The sequence below is a fragment of the Streptomyces sp. NPDC005566 genome (assembly GCF_040605575.1).
In the GTDB taxonomy this organism is placed as follows: domain Bacteria; phylum Actinomycetota; class Actinomycetes; order Streptomycetales; family Streptomycetaceae; genus Streptomyces.
On record NZ_JBEXDB010000015.1, the window covers coordinates 1 to 18,107 of the forward strand.

Annotated in this window: 10 protein-coding genes and 3 pseudogenes; 3 read left to right on the forward strand and 10 right to left on the reverse strand. The window is 68.1% G+C overall.

The genetic code is table 11. The annotated features are described in order from the left end of the window. Positions 1 to 603: 603 nt before the first annotated feature. Positions 604 to 1,191 (reverse strand): hypothetical protein, encoded by a 588-nt coding sequence (locus tag ABZS61_RS23165; RefSeq protein WP_356424344.1) that lies wholly within the window; start codon positions 1,189 to 1,191, stop codon positions 604 to 606. Positions 1,192 to 1,194: 3 nt separating this feature from the next. Continuing rightward, positions 1,195 to 2,568, reverse strand: coding sequence for a helix-turn-helix domain-containing protein (locus ABZS61_RS23170; RefSeq protein WP_356424347.1), 1,374 nt, complete (start codon positions 2,566 to 2,568; stop codon positions 1,195 to 1,197). Positions 2,569 to 3,077: 509 nt separating this feature from the next. On the opposite strand from ABZS61_RS23170, the gene ABZS61_RS23175 reads away from it, so the two are divergent. Continuing rightward, the gene (locus tag ABZS61_RS23175) at positions 3,078 to 3,590 is read left to right on the forward strand and encodes a hypothetical protein (RefSeq protein ID WP_356424349.1); all 513 of its coding nucleotides are present in this window, start codon (positions 3,078 to 3,080) and stop codon (positions 3,588 to 3,590) included. 35 nt (positions 3,591 to 3,625) lie between these two features. On the opposite strand, the gene ABZS61_RS23180 is transcribed toward ABZS61_RS23175, so the two are convergent. From ABZS61_RS23180 to ABZS61_RS23190, 3 genes and pseudogenes are all read right to left on the reverse strand, one after another. Beyond that, entirely contained in the window at positions 3,626 to 3,928 is a 303-nt protein-coding gene (locus ABZS61_RS23180) for a hypothetical protein (protein ID WP_356424352.1), read from the reverse strand. A gap of 3 nt (positions 3,929 to 3,931) precedes the next feature. After that, positions 3,932 to 4,468 carry a hypothetical protein gene (locus ABZS61_RS23185; RefSeq protein ID WP_356424355.1) on the reverse strand — a complete coding sequence of 179 codons (537 nt, stop codon included), beginning with the start codon at positions 4,466 to 4,468 and terminating at the stop codon, positions 3,932 to 3,934. A 141-nt stretch (positions 4,469 to 4,609) separates the two neighbouring features. Then, a pseudogene (locus tag ABZS61_RS23190) lies at positions 4,610 to 4,859 on the reverse strand (AAA family ATPase); the annotation flags it as partial. Between the two features lie 450 nt (positions 4,860 to 5,309). On the opposite strand from ABZS61_RS23190, the gene ABZS61_RS23195 reads away from it, so the two are divergent. Beyond that, entirely contained in the window at positions 5,310 to 5,714 is a 405-nt protein-coding gene (locus tag ABZS61_RS23195) for a hypothetical protein (RefSeq protein WP_356424358.1), read from the forward strand. Between the two features lie 6 nt (positions 5,715 to 5,720). Here ABZS61_RS23195 and ABZS61_RS23200 read toward each other — a convergent pair. The 3 genes and pseudogenes from ABZS61_RS23200 to ABZS61_RS23210 all read right to left on the reverse strand — a co-directional run. Further along, a pseudogene (locus ABZS61_RS23200) lies at positions 5,721 to 5,939 on the reverse strand (IS5/IS1182 family transposase); the annotation flags it as partial. Positions 5,940 to 6,022: 83 nt separating this feature from the next. Further along, entirely contained in the window at positions 6,023 to 6,862 is an 840-nt protein-coding gene (locus tag ABZS61_RS23205) for an AfsR/SARP family transcriptional regulator (RefSeq protein WP_356424360.1), read from the reverse strand. Positions 6,863 to 6,947: 85 nt separating this feature from the next. Beyond that, positions 6,948 to 7,130: a hypothetical protein gene (locus tag ABZS61_RS23210; protein ID WP_356424362.1), complete on the reverse strand. Its 183-nt coding sequence runs from the start codon at positions 7,128 to 7,130 to the stop codon at positions 6,948 to 6,950. Between the two features lie 651 nt (positions 7,131 to 7,781). On the opposite strand from ABZS61_RS23210, the gene ABZS61_RS23215 reads away from it, so the two are divergent. Further along, positions 7,782 to 10,937, forward strand: a complete 3,156-nt coding sequence (locus ABZS61_RS23215; protein ID WP_356424365.1) for a BTAD domain-containing putative transcriptional regulator — start codon at positions 7,782 to 7,784, stop codon at positions 10,935 to 10,937. Here ABZS61_RS23215 and ABZS61_RS23220 read toward each other — a convergent pair. Both ABZS61_RS23220 and ABZS61_RS23225 read right to left on the reverse strand, forming a co-directional pair. Beyond that, on the reverse strand, positions 10,896 to 11,219 hold the full coding sequence (locus ABZS61_RS23220; RefSeq protein WP_356424368.1) for a hydroxyisourate hydrolase: 324 nt from the start codon (positions 11,217 to 11,219) through the stop codon (positions 10,896 to 10,898). The genes ABZS61_RS23215 and ABZS61_RS23220 overlap by 42 nt on opposite strands. A gap of 447 nt (positions 11,220 to 11,666) precedes the next feature. Further along, positions 11,667 to 17,993, reverse strand: a pseudogene (locus ABZS61_RS23225) (MupA/Atu3671 family FMN-dependent luciferase-like monooxygenase); the annotation flags it as partial. Between the last annotated feature and the right edge of the window lie 114 nt (positions 17,994 to 18,107).

Here is an 18,107-nt window from a genome sequence, read left to right on the forward strand (position 1 = left end):
ACGTCAACGGTGCGTACAACCTCGGCCTGCTCTGCGCGGCCCAGGACCGCACTCCGCAGGCCGAGCAGTGGTACCGCCGTGCCGCCTACGCAGGATGGCCCTGATACCTCGTCACCTTCGGTGACGAGACGGGCCTTCGGCCCGTAAGGGCCAGCCTCCGGCCGGCCCCCGCTGGCTACGACAGGGATGGCGGCTCGTCTGTTCGTGCTGCCCCGTCAGGTGTTGCCGGTGATCTTGCGCTCTCCATGCAAGGTCCCGCGTTCCCCTCCCCCATCACTGGTCCCGTACAGCACAAATCTTTTCCTGACGTGTCGTCACTTCTCACTTTGCAAGGCCCGGTACCTACTCCGGACGTATATTTCTCGGAGAAACAAGAGAGCTGCAGTAATGGGGCCAAAATTCTACGTGCACCGATGCGGAAAATGCATTTATCGTCCCTGCCAGGCCGCCAATTTGGTCGGGAGCCTAGGCTTGATGAGTTCTCAACCTCGTATGAGGACGTATACACGGTCCTCCCTTCCCTCAATCGCCAACACAAAGGCAAAAGTAGGCTTCCGATCACGGGGAAGCCGTATTTGTGCGTCGGCAATCCCTATGCGAATTTCACGCGCCGACTCCGATGGCTCCGACGTATGCGTAAGCCGCATAATCGGAGTCGAGGTCTGTGATGATGTCGTCCCAGATCTCGTCCAGCGTCTCAAGGTCGCGCTTGGCCCAGGCATCGACCATGTCGTCCCAGACATAACGGGCTTGTACCGAGCGTTCGCTGAGGTTCGGTCTGCGGTACTGCTCGGGAACCCGTGACTGGTCAACGGGATAGACCTCGATGCGCCGGCCGCGTCCCTCGTTATCCAGGAGCCGCTTCAGCGCACCGGAGCGGACGAGGTTGTGTCGGCGCCGCTCCTGGTAGGCGCGGTCGACCGCTTCGAGCTTGCGCCGACTGGGGCGGGCGCCATTCTCCCAGGAACGCAGCAGGCGGGCGCTGATGCCGTGTGCGCGCAGGACTTCGCGGCCGGCGCTGCTGGAGAGGTATCGCAGGCGGGCGGAGAGGCCGCGTTTGGTGGTGACAGGTGAGGTGATTCCGCCCTCGCGGGCGATGCGGTCGAGTTCGGCGGCGAGGGCTTGGGCGCCGCTGATCCCTTGGGCGCCGTGTTTGCGCCACTCGCCCCACAGATCTGTTGCTCCGGCCATGGCCTACTCCCCCAGTGTGTAAAGGGACTTGGCTTTGACCTGGGTGAGGTCGCGGCCTTGGGGGAAAACTTGCTGCCAGTCCCCTGCGACGTGCAATTCGTCGGTGCCGGAGATTTGAACCACCGTCAGTCCTGCGGTGTGTGCCTTGTAGGCTTTCAGCCACAGGTTCGCGAAGGCTTGGGAGCGGATGATGTGCATCCAGTCCGGGCGCCGGATTTCGCGATTCGCGCTGCTTTCACCGATGGTGGACACGAACTTAGAATACATGGATTTCACGTATTCGGTGGTTACTTCGTCATTTTGGGTTGTGGCTTCGCGTCGGACTTCGGTGAGTGCGCGGCGCATTTTTTCGAGTAGTCCTTCTGATGCGCCGGATGTCAATGATTCGTGAATGACCGGCGGTTCGCAGAGTCCAAGTTTCGCGCAGCGCAGGAGGAGGCGAAGGGTGGGTTCGGTGATCCATAGGGCTCCCGGCTCTTTTCGTGCGCCGAGCGGTGAGGGCAGATCGGGTTCGCTCCAGGCTGCGGGGGTGACCCTGTGGACGCCGGAGCGCTTGGGGTCGTGCGGGTGGCCCTCAGAATGCACGAGCTTGCCGATCGGCAGCCATGCCTTGAGTGCGGAGAGGTAGGCAGCGTTCATGTCGAGGACTGTTACCTCGATCGTGAGGTGTCCGCTCCGTGCTGCGCGGAACAGATCCTCGGAGCGCCATTTGGGCCGGCCTTCCCAGATTTGGTCTACACCTTTCTGCGAGGCTTTCTTGAGGATGTCAGCGGTGGGGGGGAATTCGGAGTGCTCGTATCGGCCGCCGACTCGTGAGGCCGCGAAGAGTGCCATCACGTCAGGCACTGCCCGCTTCACGAGCGTGGCTCGTGTGGCCTGCAGATCTCCTTCGTGCGCGGCGAGTTCCTGCTTGACGCGGCTGCGGATGTGGTCGGCCAGCGGACCGGCGGGCGTGGTGATGCGCTTGGGCGCGGCCGGCGGTACGGCGGTCCTTGCTGCCGGGGTCTCACCCGTTTCGGCCGGAGCGGGTGCGTGTTCGCGCTCCGGGTCTGGTCCAGGTTCGGGCTCCGGTGCCGGAGGTGGCGGCGGGGGGGCGATCGGGAGAAGTGTCTGTGCTCCATCGCCCGTTGTCCGGTCTGCGGGCAGCTTCGCCAGTGCGTGTGTCGGCCCTGCGAGGAGGTCGAGCACGGGCATGCCCCAGTGGGCGGCCAGGCGGTCACAGTCCTGGAGGGTCCATGCGGCCCTTCCGTGCTGCCTTCTGCTGATCTGGCTTTGCGTCAGCCCGAGGGCCGCGGCGAGGTCTGACTGCTGTTCGCCGGTGCGGTGTGCGATGGCGGTGACCGTCGCCCGCAGCATCGCTTCGGTGCTCATCGACATGGGCACACCTTATCGACGTATGCGTCTTTCGCATATGCTATGCGGTATGCCCATTGCTCATGCTTGACGCCGTGCTGTAGCCATCGCGGTTCATTGACTGGCCCAGCAAGTTTCCTCGCGGACGCGCGTCAGTCCGTCTCAACGCGAGCGTGATGATCCACCGTGCGCTATGACGGGACCTGACTCCCGGGGGCCGGGCCGGGCTCGCCCACTGGGAGGCTGCCCGGTGTCACCCGAGGTGAACGCCACGCCCGGAAGGCGTAGTGGGGTACGGGACGAGAGTAGCGAAGCCGGTGGCTGCACCTCGGTCCCGTTCGCGAGTGCCCAGCGCGGATCTGCGAACGGAATGGAGCGGCGATGGGCATGCGACAGCGGGACTGTGTGGGCTACGGGGGCACCGGTCGGGATCATCGGCCGCGACTACTGCTGCTGCACCGCCCGGATGAAGGACTAAGTCGCCCGAACACCCTGTCCGATCTGCGGGAGGTCGCAGGTCCCTGGCCGACCTGGTGGACACCCTCGACCCGAAGCTCGTCGCCGCGGTCCTCGGCGTGGATCCCGAAGGCGTCATGATCTACCTTGCCGACCGGCTGGACGCCTCCCCGAACAGCGTGAACGGAGACATTGAGGTGCGACATCTGACGCCCGTGTTCGCCCTTGGAGCACTGCACCGAGGGAAGGAGATCGAGCAGTTCATCGGCGGCATCGAGCGCGACGGCCGCCAAGGCGTTCAATGGATTGCCATCAGCCCTGGCTGCTCGGGCGTCACCGTCCGTCTCAGCGAAGTCGTGGACGCCGGCACCGACACCTTTCACGACGTCACCGAGTTCCCGCCCCTGGAGCCGGACGAGGAGAGCTGGGGCCGGGAAGTCGCCGTCCTGGCGACTCCTGAGGAAGCCCTCCAAGTGGCGGTGCAGGAGCTCGGAGCGGATCCCGGACGCTGGGTCAATCAGGGCATTGTGTGCGACGAATACCGTGACTTTCGGATCGCTCGTAAAGCCCAGAGTCCGACGCAACCGTGACCTCGCGTCAGGCCTGGCATTGCCTCGGAATGTGGTCAGGCCTGGTCGACCTCGTCGAGCGCCACGAGGAGTTCGTCGACAAGTGCGTGGTGCTGTTCCCGTTCGGCATTGCGCGGCGGAGTGGCGAGGACCAGCGTCTTTGCCCGGCCCAGATCGCCCGGCCCAGCTCCCAGCAGTTCGCGGGTGACGATGATGGAGTCCATCACGCCGACGCCACGGGCGCTGAGCATCGACTGAATCGCTGACATCTCCGTGCCGGTCGCCAGCAGGGGGCGGAACTCTTCGGTCAAGGCAGCAAGTCGGATGGCCCGTTCGGCGTCGAGCCCAGAGGGTGCCATCGCTCAGCTCCCGTCCTCAGCCGGTACGGGTTCGTCCGCAGTGTCGGCCATGACGAGGCCAGCGCTGACGGCTTGCCTGTCATCGATCCCGACACGCCGCAGGAAGGCCCAACGGTCCAGGTGAGTACATGTCCACTTTGGATCGTATGCCGCGGTGGGCAGCTGGGGGATGCGCTTGCGGCCCGTTTCGTCCAACCGATACGGCTCCTCGAATGCAGTGTTCCACGCTTGGACAGCGGGGGTGTACCGCTCTCGGGCCTCTTCAGCACTGGTCTCCAGGTAGGCCGCGACCTGTGCCCAGGAGCTGCCGCGTTCGACTTCGTAGATGATGGCCGAGTTCAGAGTCCGCTCGGCTAGTTCGACAAGCTGTCGGGCTTGACTGACGCGACCGGCGAGTCCGGTATCAACATCATTTCGAGTACCCACCAGCCCGGCGGCGCTGTCCGCCACCTCTGTGGCTTGGTCGGCGAGTACGAGCCGGGCCAGTCCTTCACGGGCGTACGCGGATCGGTCATGGTCATAGGGGGTCGGCTCGCTCATGAGGGACAGCGTTCCATGTCCACTTGTTCTGCGGGTACTGAGTATTCACGGCCGACTGCCCCATGAACGGGCCGATTCCCACAAGGCGGGAACCTGCCTATGTCTGCTTTGGAGAGCGGCTCGTTCGAGGCGATGGCCACGCCTGCGGAGCGGCCTGTCGCGGGGGAACCCTGCGGCCTTGATCCGGCACTCGCAGCGGCGCCGACCCCCGTCGTCGCACTCGGCCAGCAACAGCTCGGAGAGAAGGCCGAGGTCAGGACATCTGCTCGCGGCCGGCGGTCTCGGCGAGTTCGGGGAACTGGTTCCGGGTGGTCGGCAGCCGCAGCATCCGGCATACCTGGTCGATCGTGGTGGTGGCGCGGGCCTGATCGGGCGCGGTCGCTCCTGGCAGGGCACGGACCTGGCCCGGGCCCCGGACGCCGCCGCCGACGCCCGCAGACCCACGAGCCCGGTGCCGAGGCGGAGGTTGACTTCGGCCATGAGTGCCTCCGGGTAGTGGTCCAGATCGAGGCGGCAGCACCCTTGGCGATCTGTCCGGCCAATCAGCCGCACCGGCACCGCCTTAGGTGCGGGCTACCTGGCCCGGGTCGGGTTCGAGCGACGTCACGTCGGCGGGCGGGAGCTGTGACACGTCGCTGCCGTTGACACCGGTGCGGACGCCGCCACCGTGCTTGCGCAGCACCTCCGCATGCTGCGGGCGATCGCTTGTGAGCCTTCTTCGGCGACGGCCCACGGGGACCGGGCCAGGGGTGGCGACAGGCGGGTGGCGGGCAGCACGGTCGGCGTGCCCGAGGCGGGCTCGGGCCTGTCCGGTGGATCGTGGTGATGGCAGAGTGCATCCGTGAGTTACAGCATCTACCTGCTGCGCTTTGTGGAGGGTGAGGTCGTCGCCCTGGACGTTGAACGGTTCCGGCAGGCGACGACGCCGTACGTGGTGGAGGGTCGCCCGGAGGAAGGCTTCTCCCGGCTTCGCGCGGAGGACGGGGGCGAGACGGACCTGGACCACGCATTTCGTGGCGAAGAGGGGATGTCATGCGTGACGGCGACGCATTTCGCACGTGGCGCGATGAGTGGCGTGCTCGCCCGGCTGGCGGCGGCCCTTGGGGCCTCGATCGTGCCCCAGGACGGAGGCGTGTTGATCTTCCAGGAAGATGATCGCGTTCATCTTCCTGCGGACCTCCAGGGGAGGGCCTTTGTCATAGCCCCCACGGCGGAAGCGTTCGAAGCGGCATTCGACGTGCTCTGAGGCGCTGGTCTTCCGGGCGCCGGCCGCGTGCTGGTGGGTCCGGCAGGACGTCGAGTCGGCACCGGCCCTGCCCCGGTCGACACGACCGGGGCGTTCCGCGTCGGCCTGGACCGTCTGCAGGATCCGGTCTTCCGGGCGGACGTGGAACTGGATCCCGTTGGTCACCGTCCGGTGGTCGCGTCACCGGCCGCCCCGACCACCCGACAGCGGCAGATGCAGCTCCAGCTTCGGAAGCGGCCACGCGCGGTTCGTCGGATCCGCCCGTCAAGCGAGTTGGGTGTGCTTCCTGCAGCTTCCTGTTCGGGCGTTCAGCCGGTCCGGGTCAGCCCTTGGTCGGCGGACATCCCGTTGAGTCCGGTGGTGCCTGCGGCGCCGAGTGGGCCGGAGGCGAGGATGGAGCGCTGGACTTTGACGAGCGTGGCGGAGGGCTCCAGGCCGAGGTCGCGCACCAGCGTCGTGCGTAGCCGCTGGTAGGCGTTGAGTGCCTCGCCGCGGCGGCCGGAGCGGTGCAGGGCCAGCATGTATTGTCCGCACAGGCTTTCGTGGGTGGGGTACCGGCTGACGAGTACGGTCAGTTCGGCGAGGAGTTCGCGGTGTCGGCCGAGTCGGAGGGCGGCGTCGATGCGTTGGTCCAGCGCGCAGAGTCGGCTTTCCTCCAGCCGCTTGACCTGGGGTTCCAGGTGGGGCCCGGTCTGGACGTCGGCGAGGGCCTGTCCGGTCCACAGGGAGAGTGCCTCGCTCAGTCGCTTGGCGGCCTGCGGGTAGTCCTCGGCGTCCATGGCCCGGTATCCGATGCTTGCGAGCCGCTCGAACTCGCGGACGTCGCTGTGTCCTTCGCCGCTTCTGAGCAGGTAGCCGCCGGGCACGGTCATGAGTACGTCTTTGGCGGAGCGCGGCGCTGCGTCGTCGGACGTGCGCAGTGCTGTGCCGATCAGTTCGCGCAGCTGCAGGATGTAGGTCTGGAGTGTGGGGCGTGCGCTGCGTGGGGGTTGGGTGCCCCAGAGTTCTTCGATCACTGTGGTGACGGGGACGACCTGGTCGGGGTTGAGGGCGAGCAGGGCGAGTACTTGTCGTGGTTTGGGAGCGGTGGGTGTGACGGAGACGCCTTGTTCCCGCACCGTCAGTGCACCGAGTACATCGATGTCCACGCTGTTTCCCATCCTCTGCGGAGCGTTTGTCCGGCACACGACCAAGGTGGTGCGTGTCTGTGGCAACGCGGCATCTACTGCCGGCTCACCCCCAGGGGTTGTGCGGCTCGGGGTCCTCGGTGGGGGGCTGCACGCCGTCCGTCTGCCCGGTGGCCGTCAGTGAGTGCTCTGCGTGGACGGCGGCTGTCGCCATCTGTGGGGCCACGCTCGTGATGGCGGCTGCGAGAAGAATTGCGCGTGCGGCGCCAAGCGACCAGTTCTTGATCATTTGTATTGTCTTCCACTTCCGAAGTCCGGCCTGTCGGCGGCTGCTTGAGGATGGCTATAGCTTGGCAAGCCGTGACATCGGGTCGCGATCGATGAACGGACAGAAACAATAGACAGACAATAGAGGCGGTGGCGGGCTGTGCTCAGTACCTTGGCGAACTGGCGAACTTGCAGGTGGGGCTCGGCCGTGAGGGAGGGACGGCTCGGCGGAGCACTTCTCTTCGCGGTGCGCGGGATGTTGAAGGCTGGATGGCCGGGCCGGGCGGGCGGGTGTCGGAGGTCGCCGGGCTGATCGGCTTTCTGGGGTCTGCCTCTTTGAGGGGCTGTACTCCCCCGTTGGCAGGAGGGAGGAGAGACCGGCCGGGTTGGAACTCTGCGCCGCTTCCGCTGATTTGATGTGCCGTCAGGCTGAATCGGTGTGGTGTTTCGCGCCGGCGGATCTGGCGTGTCGGGGCTCCGTGCCGAGGCCGGGGTTGTCCGGCGGCGAGGTCTGTCGTGTGGCGCGTTGCTGGTCGGCATGGAGGGAGGGTTTCGTGCTGGGAGAGCCCTGTAAATGGCGCCTGAGGGGGCAGCCTCAACGAATCGTTGACTCGCTGACCGGCTGATCTTTAGAGTTCTGCGAGCGACACACGTTCCTTGGGGGGGAAACCACGTGGAGCAGGCCGTGTCCGGGGACGATAGCGGGATCTGCCGATCCGGAGTTGAGTTCGGCATCCTCGGTCCTCTTCAGGCGAGCGTGGATTCCACGCCGCTGAAACTCGGCGGTGCGCGCCAGCGGATCGTGCTCGCCGCTCTCCTGCTCAACGCGGGCCAGGTGGTGAGCACTGACCGGCTCATCCGTGCCGTGTACGGGCAGGCTCCGCCGGCGACGGCGCGCGCTCAGCTCCACATCAGCGTGTCGGGTCTGCGGCGTCTGTTCGGGGCCCGTGGCGTCGAGGATGTCATCAGCACGCACCCTCACGGTTACTTGGTCCGTGCGGACGGGGTGAGCCTTGACGCCTTGCGCTTCGACTCGTTGGTCGCGAAGGCGCGCAAGCTGCATGACGGGGGGCGGCAGGTGGAGGCGGCGGCCGTGTACCGTCGGGCGCTCGGGTTGTGGCGCGGCTCTCCTCTCGAGGGCATACCGGGCGAGGTGATCGAGTCCGGCGCGGGCCGGCTCACCGAGCAGCGCATCACGGCGACCGAGGAGCACATCCGGCTCGGGCTGGCCCTGGGGCGGCACAGTGTGCTTGTCGGTGAACTCTTCGATCTGATTGTGGAGTTCCCGCTTCGTGAGCGGTTGCGCGGCCAGCTGATGTTGGCCCTCTATCGCTCCGGGCGTCAGGCGGAGGCGCTCAGTGTGTATCGCGAGACGCGGAAGCTCATGCTTGACGAACTGGGTGTGTTACCCGACGTCCGGTTGAGACAGCTCGAGCACTCCATTCTGGTCACGGACCCTCGGCTCGATCTTCCGGAGAGCCGTGCTGCGGTCCCTGTGTACGGTGGTGCGCCGGCTGATCCGGGCGCACCGGAGATGCTGCCTGCCGCGGTCGCTGATTTCACGGGGCGGGAGAGTTTGGTCGCTGAGGTCCGCGAATTGTTGGTGTCGCACCACGGCAGGTCCTCGTTAGCGGTGCCGATTGTCACGTTTGTGGGAAAGCCGGGGGTCGGGAAGACCGCTACGGCCGTTCATATGGGCCACGAGGTTGCTGCGGACTTCCCTGATGGCCGGCTCTTCGCGGAGCTGCACGGCGGGGTGTCCGCTCCGGTGTCGCCCGCTCAGGCGCTCGAACGTTTTCTGCGGGCTCTCGGCGTCAAGGGTACGGCGATTCCTGAGGACGTGGAGGAGCGGGCCGAGATGTACCGTGCGCTCCTCGCGAAGCGGCGGGTGTTGATCATCCTTGACAACGTCGCTGACGAGAGCCAGATCAGGCTGCTTCTGCCGGGCAAGCCGACCTCTGCCGTCATCATCACCAGTCGGCGCCATATCGGCAGTCTTGCGGGTGCGGTTCGGGTGGACATCGGCACCTTCACGCCGGAGGAGTCCGCGGATCTGCTGGGTCGTATGGCGGGGGCGCGGCGTGCTGCGGAGGAGCGGGAGGCCACGAAGGCGCTTGCGGCGCTGTGCGGGCACCTGCCGTTGGCGCTGCGCATCGCCGGGGCCCGTCTTGCTGCCCGGCCTCATTGGGAGATCGCGGAGCTGGTGGAACGTCTTGAGGATGAGACCCGCAGGCTGGATGAGTTGAAGTATGCCGATGTCGGTATCAGGGCCGGTCTGTCCCTCACCTACGACAGTTTGGGTGAGGACACTCATCGTCTGTTCCGGCGTCTGGCTATTTTGGAGGAGGGGCCGTTTTCTCTGTGGGCCGCGATGGCGCTTCTGGATCTTCCCGAGGTGACGGTGCGTGATCTGATCCATGAGCTCACGGATGCGCAGTTGCTCGACACTGTCGGTGCTGCGACCGGCCGTCACCGGCAGTACCGGCTTCATAGCCTCATCCGGCTTTTTGCCCGGGAGCGGCTGGTCGCCGAGGAGAGCACGGAGGCTCGGGAGGCTGCTGTCCGTCGGGTGCTGGGTTGTTTCCTCTTCTTGTTGACGGAGGCGCGGGATCGTGAGTACGGCCAGGATGTGTTGATAAGGAGTCATGGCGTCTCGCTGTACACGTTGCCGGATGCTTTGGTGGACCGGATCTTGAAGGAGCCTCTTCAGTGGTTCTCCAGGGAGCGTTCCTCGCTGCTTGTCTGTGTCCGGCGGGCCGCGATGATGGGGCTCACCGAGCATTGCTGGGGGCTTGCCGTCACTGCGGTGACGTTCATGGAGACTCAGGTGTGCCTCGACGACTGGCGTGACACGCATGAGGTGGCGCTCGCTGCGAGTCGTAGGGCGGGTGACCGGGTGGGTGAGGCGGCGACGCTCCATTCGCTGGGTTCGCTCGCGGTGACGAAGCAGGACTTCGTTTCCGCCGAGGGCCATTTCCTGCGGTCTGCCGCGATTTTTGAGGAGATCGGTGATGGGCTCGGTCGTGCGTTGGCCACCCGTGGGCTGGGTTACCTGGCCCGGATCCGTGGTCGGCACGATGAGGCGACCGCCCATTACGAGGCGGCTCTGGAGGTCTTCAGGGAGGGTGGGGGGTTGGTCGCTGTGGCCTATGTGCTGCACAATCTTGCGCAGTTGCGGCTGGACAGTGGTGATGACGCTGCGGCCGGCCCGCTCCTGAGTGAGGCGCTGCGGCTGAGCCGGGAGGGTAACGGCCGGCGTGTGGAGGCTCAGGTGCTGCACCGGTTGGGGCGGACGCATCTGGATCGTGGTGACTGCGAGGCGGCTCTGCATGCGTTCGAGGAGGTGCTGAGTATCGTCCTCCTGATCGGTGACCACACCGGTGAGGCGTATGCGTTGCACGGTATCGGCTCGGCTCTGCTGATGCATGGGGAGACGGAGGGGGCTGCCGAGGCCCTGCTCCGTGCCCTTGCGCGTGCGGAGGGCAACGATGAGCGGCTGATCACGGGGCGTACGTTGGTGACTCTCGGGGAGGTGGCGCTGGCCACGCAGGATGCCCGGGAGGCGGTTGTGTATGTGCGGCGGGCGTTGCCTTTGTTCCGGTTGATGGATGCTCCTGCGGAGGAAGCCGAGGCGCTGATCGTCTTGCATGCTGCGCTGCGGGCGGTGGGGGACTCCGAGGCTGCGGAGCGGTCCTTGGCCGAGGCGCGGGGGCTTGTGTCCGCGATGCCTGCGCGGGCGGCCGGGCCGATCCTCGTTCGTCTGGGGGTGGTGGCGGGGCCGCGCGGTTTAGGTGAAGGCGACGAAGTAGTGGTGGAGCGAGAAGTTTAGGCTCACCCGGCACTCTGCTTGTTCGCCGGAGATCCGGAAGGTGGTGACGACTTCCGGACAGGTGGGGGTCACGCCGAGTCCGGAGAAGTAGCGGTCGACGTCGAAGACGATCTGATAGAGCCCTTGGTTTTCGCCGGGGCCGTCCCAGTCGTCGATCCGGCCGTGCGCGTCCGTCTTGCGCTCGGCGAGCAGGACCCATTCCTTGTCGACGAGTGCCTCGAGCCTGACGCGCAGGCCGGCGGCGCTGCGTCCGTGGACGCTCTCGAGTGCTTCTACGGTCAAGTTCACCATGATCAATCAACCCTCTGTTCGAACACTGGCGGGGCCGCGATCCGCCGTGACCTGGGTCAGAGGATCAGCACCTTCAATTTCTTACCTTTAAAACGCTACGTTGCATTCACTCATCCGACAACCTCCTTCTTGCTCAACTGCGGTCGCTGGCTGGGGCATTCGGGGGGCGTTGCGGCGGTCTTGCATTTGGCGCAATGAATTTCCTCCCCGCCGTTGCAACACGTTGGGGTGAAGGTGTTGAACTCATGGGGCGCGAACGGGGCCGAGTGGCGGTGCCGCCGTGCCCGGTGCCGGTATCCGGCTGAGGCCTGAATTCTGCTCGCCTGTCCGGACGGTATGTTCCGCAATCCACCGGCAGGAATGCCGGATCGGTTCGAACTGTCCTGAACGGGTGCCTGTGGCGATGGTCTTCGTGGGTCTGTGTCGGGGATCTCCCGCTCACGTGGTGGCCTGGCCGGCCTGGTGCGAGCCGGGCGGTGGTGCGATGAGGGCTGACGGGTCGGCCGTCGCCCGTGCCAGGCTCCGGGTGAAGTCGGCTGCCCAGGTCTCGATCGTGGCGGGCTCGAAGAGGTCGGTCGAGTACTCGAAGGTGAGTGTCGTCCGCTGCGGGCCGGGGTGTACGACGACGTACAGCTCGTTGCGGGCGGAGGCGTGTACGCAGACGCCGCTGATCGTCGCTGTCAGGCGGTGCAGGTCCAGGGCGGGCGGCTGGGCCGTGACCACCGTGAACAGCACTGTGGGGAAGAGTTCGAAGGTGTGGCGGGCATCGAGCAGGCCTGCCACCTCGCTCAGCGGCAGGTCCTGGTGGTCGAGTGCCGCGAACAGTGTGGCACCCAGCTGGTCGACCAGGTCACCGAACGTGGCGGCGTCGCCGACACGGGCGCGCAGGAGGACGGCGTCGCCGATGAAGCCGACGGCGCCCTCGCGGCCCGGCCGGGCGCGGTTGGCGCTGGATGCCGCGAGGACCACGTCCTCGGGGTGGTCGCACCGGTGCGCGATCCAGGCGGCGAAGGCGGCTGCCCAGATGGTGTACGGGGTGGTGCCCAGGTTGGCCGCCGCCTCGGCGACCTGTCCGGCGGTGCGGGGGTCGAGCGTGTGGGTGTGCAGGGCGCCGCGCCCCGACAGGGTGGGGGGGCGGGGGTGGTCGTAGGGCAGGTTCAGGCGCAGCGGGGCGCCGTCGAGTTCACGGCGCCAGTACTCCTCCAGGTGGTGGCGCCGCTGCGGGGAGAGCTCGTGTTCGGCGCGCGCCAGGTCCGTGAACTGCGCCGAGGGAGGGGGGAGTTGTGCGTGGGTGCCTCGGCAGGCGGCGTTGTAGAGCTCCTGCAGTTCCTGCCACAGCACGCTCATCGACCAGCCGTCGCATATCCCGTGGTGCAGCACGGCCAGCAGGATCCAGCGGTCCGCGGCGGTTCGGGCCATGCGGAATCGGAACAGCGGGGCGTGGTCCATGGTGAAGGGCCGGGACGCCTCGTCGCGGCACCAGCGCGCGATGGCGTCCTCGTCCGGGGCGTGCGCGCTCAGATCGGCGACCGGCACTTCTACGGGCACCTCGGCCAGCACCTCGATGAGGTGGTTCCCGTCCCGCTCGACGTAGCGGCTGCGCAGCGCGTCGTGCCGGGCGACCAGTGCGGCCAGTGCCCGCGTCAGGTGGTTGGGGTCCAGTTCCCCTTGCAGGTCGATGCGGTGGGTCACGTTGTAGACGCAGGGGTCGTTGCGTTCGTGGTGGCGCCGCCACAGCCGGCGCAGGCTCGAGGTCATCGGGGTGACGGCGACGACCGCTCCCGGAGCTGTGCCTGGGTCTGCTGTGTCGGCGTTCTCGGCCCGCGCCGCACATGCCTTGATCGTCGGTGTCCGGAAGAAGTCCGCCATCGACAGCCGCACGTCCAGCTCGTCGGCCATGTGGTGCAGCAGGCGGATCGCGCTGAGTGAGTGGCCGCCCAGTTGGAAGAAGGAACGGTCCACGGGCAGCGACCGGGCGCCCAGCTCCGTGCACCACAGCTCGTGCAGGGACTTCTCCAGTGGGGTGGTGGGCTCGGTGCCCGCGGTGTGGGGGGTGTCGGCCGTGCGGGGCTCCGGGAGGCGGTTTCGGTCGAGTTTGCCGGATGTGCTGACCGGGAGGCGCTCCAGCGCGACCCAGCGGCCGGGGACGAGGTGGTCGGGCAGCTCGGTGGCCAGCGCGGCCCGCAGCTGCGCGAGGCCGGTGCTGTCTCCGTTCTCGGCGTGCTGCGCAACGACGTAGGCGACGAGTTCCATGTCGCCGTGTGCGTCACGGTGCGGCACCACGGCCGCGTCGCGTACCCCGGGCAGTGCGCTCAGTGCGCCCTGTACCTCTGAGGGTTCGGCGCGGTGTCCGCGGATCTTGACCTGGTCGTCGATGCGGCCCCGGTACTCCAGCGTGCCGTCCGGGCGCCAGCGGGCCAGGTCACCCGTGCGGTAGCGCACCGCTCCGGTGCCGTCGTCGACGAAGCGGGCCGCTGTCTCCTGCGGGAGGTTGTGGTAGCCGTGTGCGACCGGTGTGCCGCCTACGTGGATCTCGCCGATCGCACCTACCGGTACCTCGCGCCCGTCGGGAGCCAGGAGCTGGATGCGTGCGCCGGGCACCGGTGTTCCGATCGGCGGCCACTGCTCCTGGTCGGGTAGGACCTGGTGGGAGGTGACGATGATCGAGGTTTCGGTGGGGCCGTACTGGTTGTGCAGGGAGCACTGGGGGTGGGTGGCCAGGAAGCGGCGCAGGGCAGGTGTGAGCTGCAGTGCCTCTCCGCAGTGCAGCACCTCGCGCAGGTGCGGTAGTTCGGGTGCGGTTTCCATCAGATAGCGCAGCGGGGTGCATGGCATGAACAGCCGCTGCACCGCGTGGTGGTGCGCCGTGCGGGTGAGTGCCTGCGGGTCGTGGCGCACCTCGTCGTCGATGAGGACGAGGGCGGCCCCGCCGGCGAGGGTCGTGAAGATCTCCTGGACGCTGATGTCGAAGGCGGGTGAGGTCCACTGCAGGGTGCGTAGCGGTGCGTGGCGCGTCAGCTGGCTGCGTATGAGGGCGGCCGGGCCGCGGTGCGGGACGAGGACGCCCTTGGGCCGGCCGGTGGAGCCCGAGGTGTAGATGCAGTAGGCGGGGTCCTCGGCCCGTACGTCGGCGGGCGGCGATGTGTCCGTGGGCGCGGACTGGTCGATGTCGTCGGTGAGGAGGGTGGTGGGGGTGGCCAGTGCCGGGTGCTGGTGGAGTGTGGCCGTGCTGGTGAGCAGGAGGACCGGGAGGCTGTCGTCGAGGAGTGCGTTCAGCCGGGGCGTCGGCGCGGAGGGGTCCAGCGGAACGTAGGCGGCTCCGCTCTTGAGGGCGGCGAGCAGTGCGGTGATCAGTTCGGGGCCGCGTGGCAGCAGGATCGCCACGCGCTCGCCGCGGCCCGCGCCCTGCCGGCGGAGCTGGTGGGCGAGGCGGTGGGCGCGGGTGTCCAGCTCCTGGTAGGTGAGGGTCAGTTCGTCGTGGATGAGGGCGGGGGTTTGTGGTGCGCGCCGGGCCTGTTCCTCGAAGAGGCCGTGCAGGGTGTCCGGGCCGGTGGGTGCCTCTTGTTCGAAGCCGCCCCAGTGCGCGAGCACGGTGCGGTCGGCGGCTGTGGGGGTGGCCAGTTCGGCGACGGGGACGCCGGGGGCGTCCAGGGCCCGGCGCAGCAGCTGTTCCACGTAGTGGACGAACTGGCGCACCGTGGCCTGGTCGAAGAGCGCCGTGTCGTACTCGACCATGAAGCGCAGGCCTTCGCGGTGGTGGGTCAGATAGATGCTGAGGTCGAAAGGGGCTCGTTCGCTCGGCGCGTCCAGGAGTGCGGCGGTCAGTGTGGGCGGGTCGAAGTCGACCTCGCCCTCGCGTTCGTACTCCACCATGACCTGGAACAGCGGGTTGCGGCCCGGGTCGCGGCGTGGGGCCAGTGCTTCGACGAGGTTGTCGAAGGGCACGTCGCGGTGTTCGTAGGCTGCTGTGCTGGTGTCGCGGACCCGGCGCAGCAGGGCGGCGAAGTCCGGGTCGCCGCTCAGGTCCAGGCGAAGGGGGACCGTGTCGAGGAAGAGCCCGACGGCGTGCTCGGCGCCCTGGGGCCGGGCGGCGACGGCGGTGCCGAGTGCGAAGTGGCACTGTCCGGCGAAGCGGCCCAGTACGGCGCCGATCGCACTGGTGAGCGCCATGAACACGGTGGCCCGCTGGGTGGCGGCCAACTGGCGTATGTGGTCCATGAGTTCGGCGTCCAGCGCGTGGGTCAGGCTCGCTCCCCCACCGGTGCGTACCGGTGGGCGCGGCCGGTCGGTGGGCAGTTCCAGGTCCGGTACGCCGGTGAGTTCGCGTCGCCAGAAGTCGAGGCTCGCGGCGGTTGCCGCCGGGTCGGTGGCGGCGGGCCGGGCGGTGTGGTCGCGTAGTTCGGGGAGTGGGGGTCGCCCGTCGGGCCAGGCGCGGTAGTACGCGGCCAGGTCGCGGGCGAGTACCTGGGTGGAGGACGAGTCGAAGGCGATGTGGTGGGCGAGGAGGAACAGCAGGTGCCGTTCGGGGGCCAGGCGCAGCAGGCGGGCCGATATGAGGGGGCCCTGGCTCAGGTCGAGGACGCGTCGTCCTTCGGTGGCCAGCACCGCTCTCAGGGCTTCTTCCTCGCCCATCCCGAGGTGGTCTTCGAGGGGGCAGTCGAGTGGTATTCGGGGCAGTACCTGCTGGTAGGGGACGCCGTCCGCCTCACGGAAGACGGTGCGCAGCGCGGGATGGCGGTCGGCCACCTGCTGCAGGGCGTGGCCCAGTGCCTCGGTGTTCAGGGGGCCGTCCAGGCGGATGGCTTTGGGTTCGTGGTACATGGTGGTGCCGGGGTGCAGCTGCTCCAGGAACCAGATGCGGCGCTGGGCCGGGGTGAGGGGCTTGCGCTCGCCCGGGGCGTCCTGCACCTGGTGCTCGGGGGGCGCGTGCTGCTGTCGGCGCAGTCGGTCGATCAGTGGCAGGGCGGCCATCACCTGCTTCGCGGGTACGCCGAAGTCGACGAAGCAGGCGATCTCGTCCGCACCCGCCGCCACCAGGCGGGCCACGGTCTCGGCGGCCGTCGACTCGTCGCCGATCAGGGCGCGCGAGGCGCAGTAGCGCTCGTAGGCACGGCCGAGCAGGTACTCCACGTCCTGTTCGGGGGTGTTGGCGAGGTCCACGTCGAAGCCGAGGCTGTTGGTCACCTGGTTGAACAGGGACAGTGAGGAGCGCAGGTAGGACACGAAGGGCCCGTACGCCTCGGCCCGTGCCCGGGCCGCGTCCGGTCCCAGGTAGGTGTGCGCCAGCACGACGACGCGGCCTGCGGCCGGGTCGAGGCCGTGCTCGGCGCGGGTGCGGCGGTACAGGGCGATGTTGTCTGCCAGCTGTTCCACCGTCTGGGCCATCAGGTTGGTGACGATGCCCAGGTCGTGGGCGGCGGCCCGCCGGTAGCTGTCGGGGTTGGCCACCACTGCCGCGTACAGGGGTGGTTGTTCCTGGAGGGGTTTGGGGTGCAGCGTGACGTCGACGGGTTTGCCGTCCCCGCCGGTCAGGGTGAGCGGCTGGCCGGACCACAACCGGCGCACGGTGTCGGCCTGCTCGTACATGAGTTCGCGGTGGCGCCCGAAGGTGTCCGGGGCGAGCGCGAAGTCGGTGGCGTGCCAGCCGCTGGCGAAGCACAGGCCTGCCCGGCCGCCGGAGATGTTGTCGACCACCGACCATTCCTCGGCCACCCGGACCGGGTGGTGCAGCGGCAGCACGACGGACCCGGCGTGCAGCCGGATGCTGTGGGTGCGGGTCGCCAGGGCGGCGGCGAGGACGGAGGGGTTGGGGAAGAGTGCGCCGAAGGAGTTGAAGTGCCGCTCGGGGAGCCACAGCGCGTGGAATCCGTGCTGGTCGGCGAATTCGGATGCCTGCATGATCAGGGCGTACTTGTCGTGGGCGGCGTCGTCCGGGTAGTCGCCGAAGAAGTAGAGGCTGAAGTCGACAGCAGCGGCGGGTGGTGGTCCGGCATCGGCGGGTGGTGGTCCGGCATCGGTAGGCAGTGCGGGGGCCGGCTGCGGTGCGGGGCCGGGTGGCGGGGTCACCGGAGTGGTGGCGGGGGTGGTGTCCGGAGTGGGCGGGGGTGCTGCCCCGGCCGGCGTGGCGGCAGGGGCGATCGCCTGCATGGAGGGTGCTGCCTGGGTGTTCGGCGGGGCGGCGGGCCCGGCGTGGGGCGGTGGCTCGGCGGGGGTCAGGGCGTCCATCTGCCGGTTGATGACGCCGGTCACCTGGTCGACCAGGTGCCGGGTGAGCTCCAGTTGCTGGGCGAACAGGTCGCGTACGGCCGGTGGCATGTCTGCCGGGGCGGGGGCGGGGCCGGGCGTTGCCTGCGGCTCCGGTGGTGACGAAGCGAGGGAGGGTGCGCGGTGGGGTGCCGGGGCGGGGGCAGGGTGGGGGGTTCGGGCGTCGGGCTGAGCGGGCTCGCCGTGTGGCGCGGGTCCGCCCTGCGGAGCACGTTGCGGTGCGGGCCCCGAAGCGGCCTGCGGGGGCCGTCCGGTCACCTGGGCGCCCAGCTCGGCCAGGCGCTCGGCGAGCTTGCACGGTGTATCGGCCGTCTCGAAGAACTCCCGGACGGGAAGGCGCACGCCATAGCGGCGTTCCAGCTCCGCGGCCATCCCCATCAGGGACAGTGAGTCGGCGCCCAGCTCGAAGAAGGAGCGGTCAGGGAGGATGTCCGCGATGTCGGCGCCCAGATTGTCTGCCGTCAACTCCCGTACAGAAATGAGCAGTTCGGCCTCGTCCGGCATGGGGGCAGGGCCGGCAGGAGCCGCGTGCCCGGCGGGTACGACGGGTGCGACGGGTGCGACGGGTGCGACGGGTGCAGCGTGCCCGGCGGGTGCAGCGTGCCCGGCGGTACG

Coding starts and splice junctions, on each gene's coding strand:
- ABZS61_RS23165 (WP_356424344.1), bottom strand. CDS start 1,191: ATGGCCGGAGCAACAGATCTGTGGGGCGAGTGGCGCAAACACGGCGCC.
- ABZS61_RS23170 (WP_356424347.1), bottom strand. CDS start 2,568: ATGTCGATGAGCACCGAAGCGATGCTGCGGGCGACGGTCACCGCCATC.
- ABZS61_RS23180 (WP_356424352.1), bottom strand. CDS start 3,928: ATGGCACCCTCTGGGCTCGACGCCGAACGGGCCATCCGACTTGCTGCC.
- ABZS61_RS23185 (WP_356424355.1), bottom strand. CDS start 4,468: ATGAGCGAGCCGACCCCCTATGACCATGACCGATCCGCGTACGCCCGT.
- ABZS61_RS23210 (WP_356424362.1), bottom strand. CDS start 7,130: ATGATCAAGAACTGGTCGCTTGGCGCCGCACGCGCAATTCTTCTCGCA.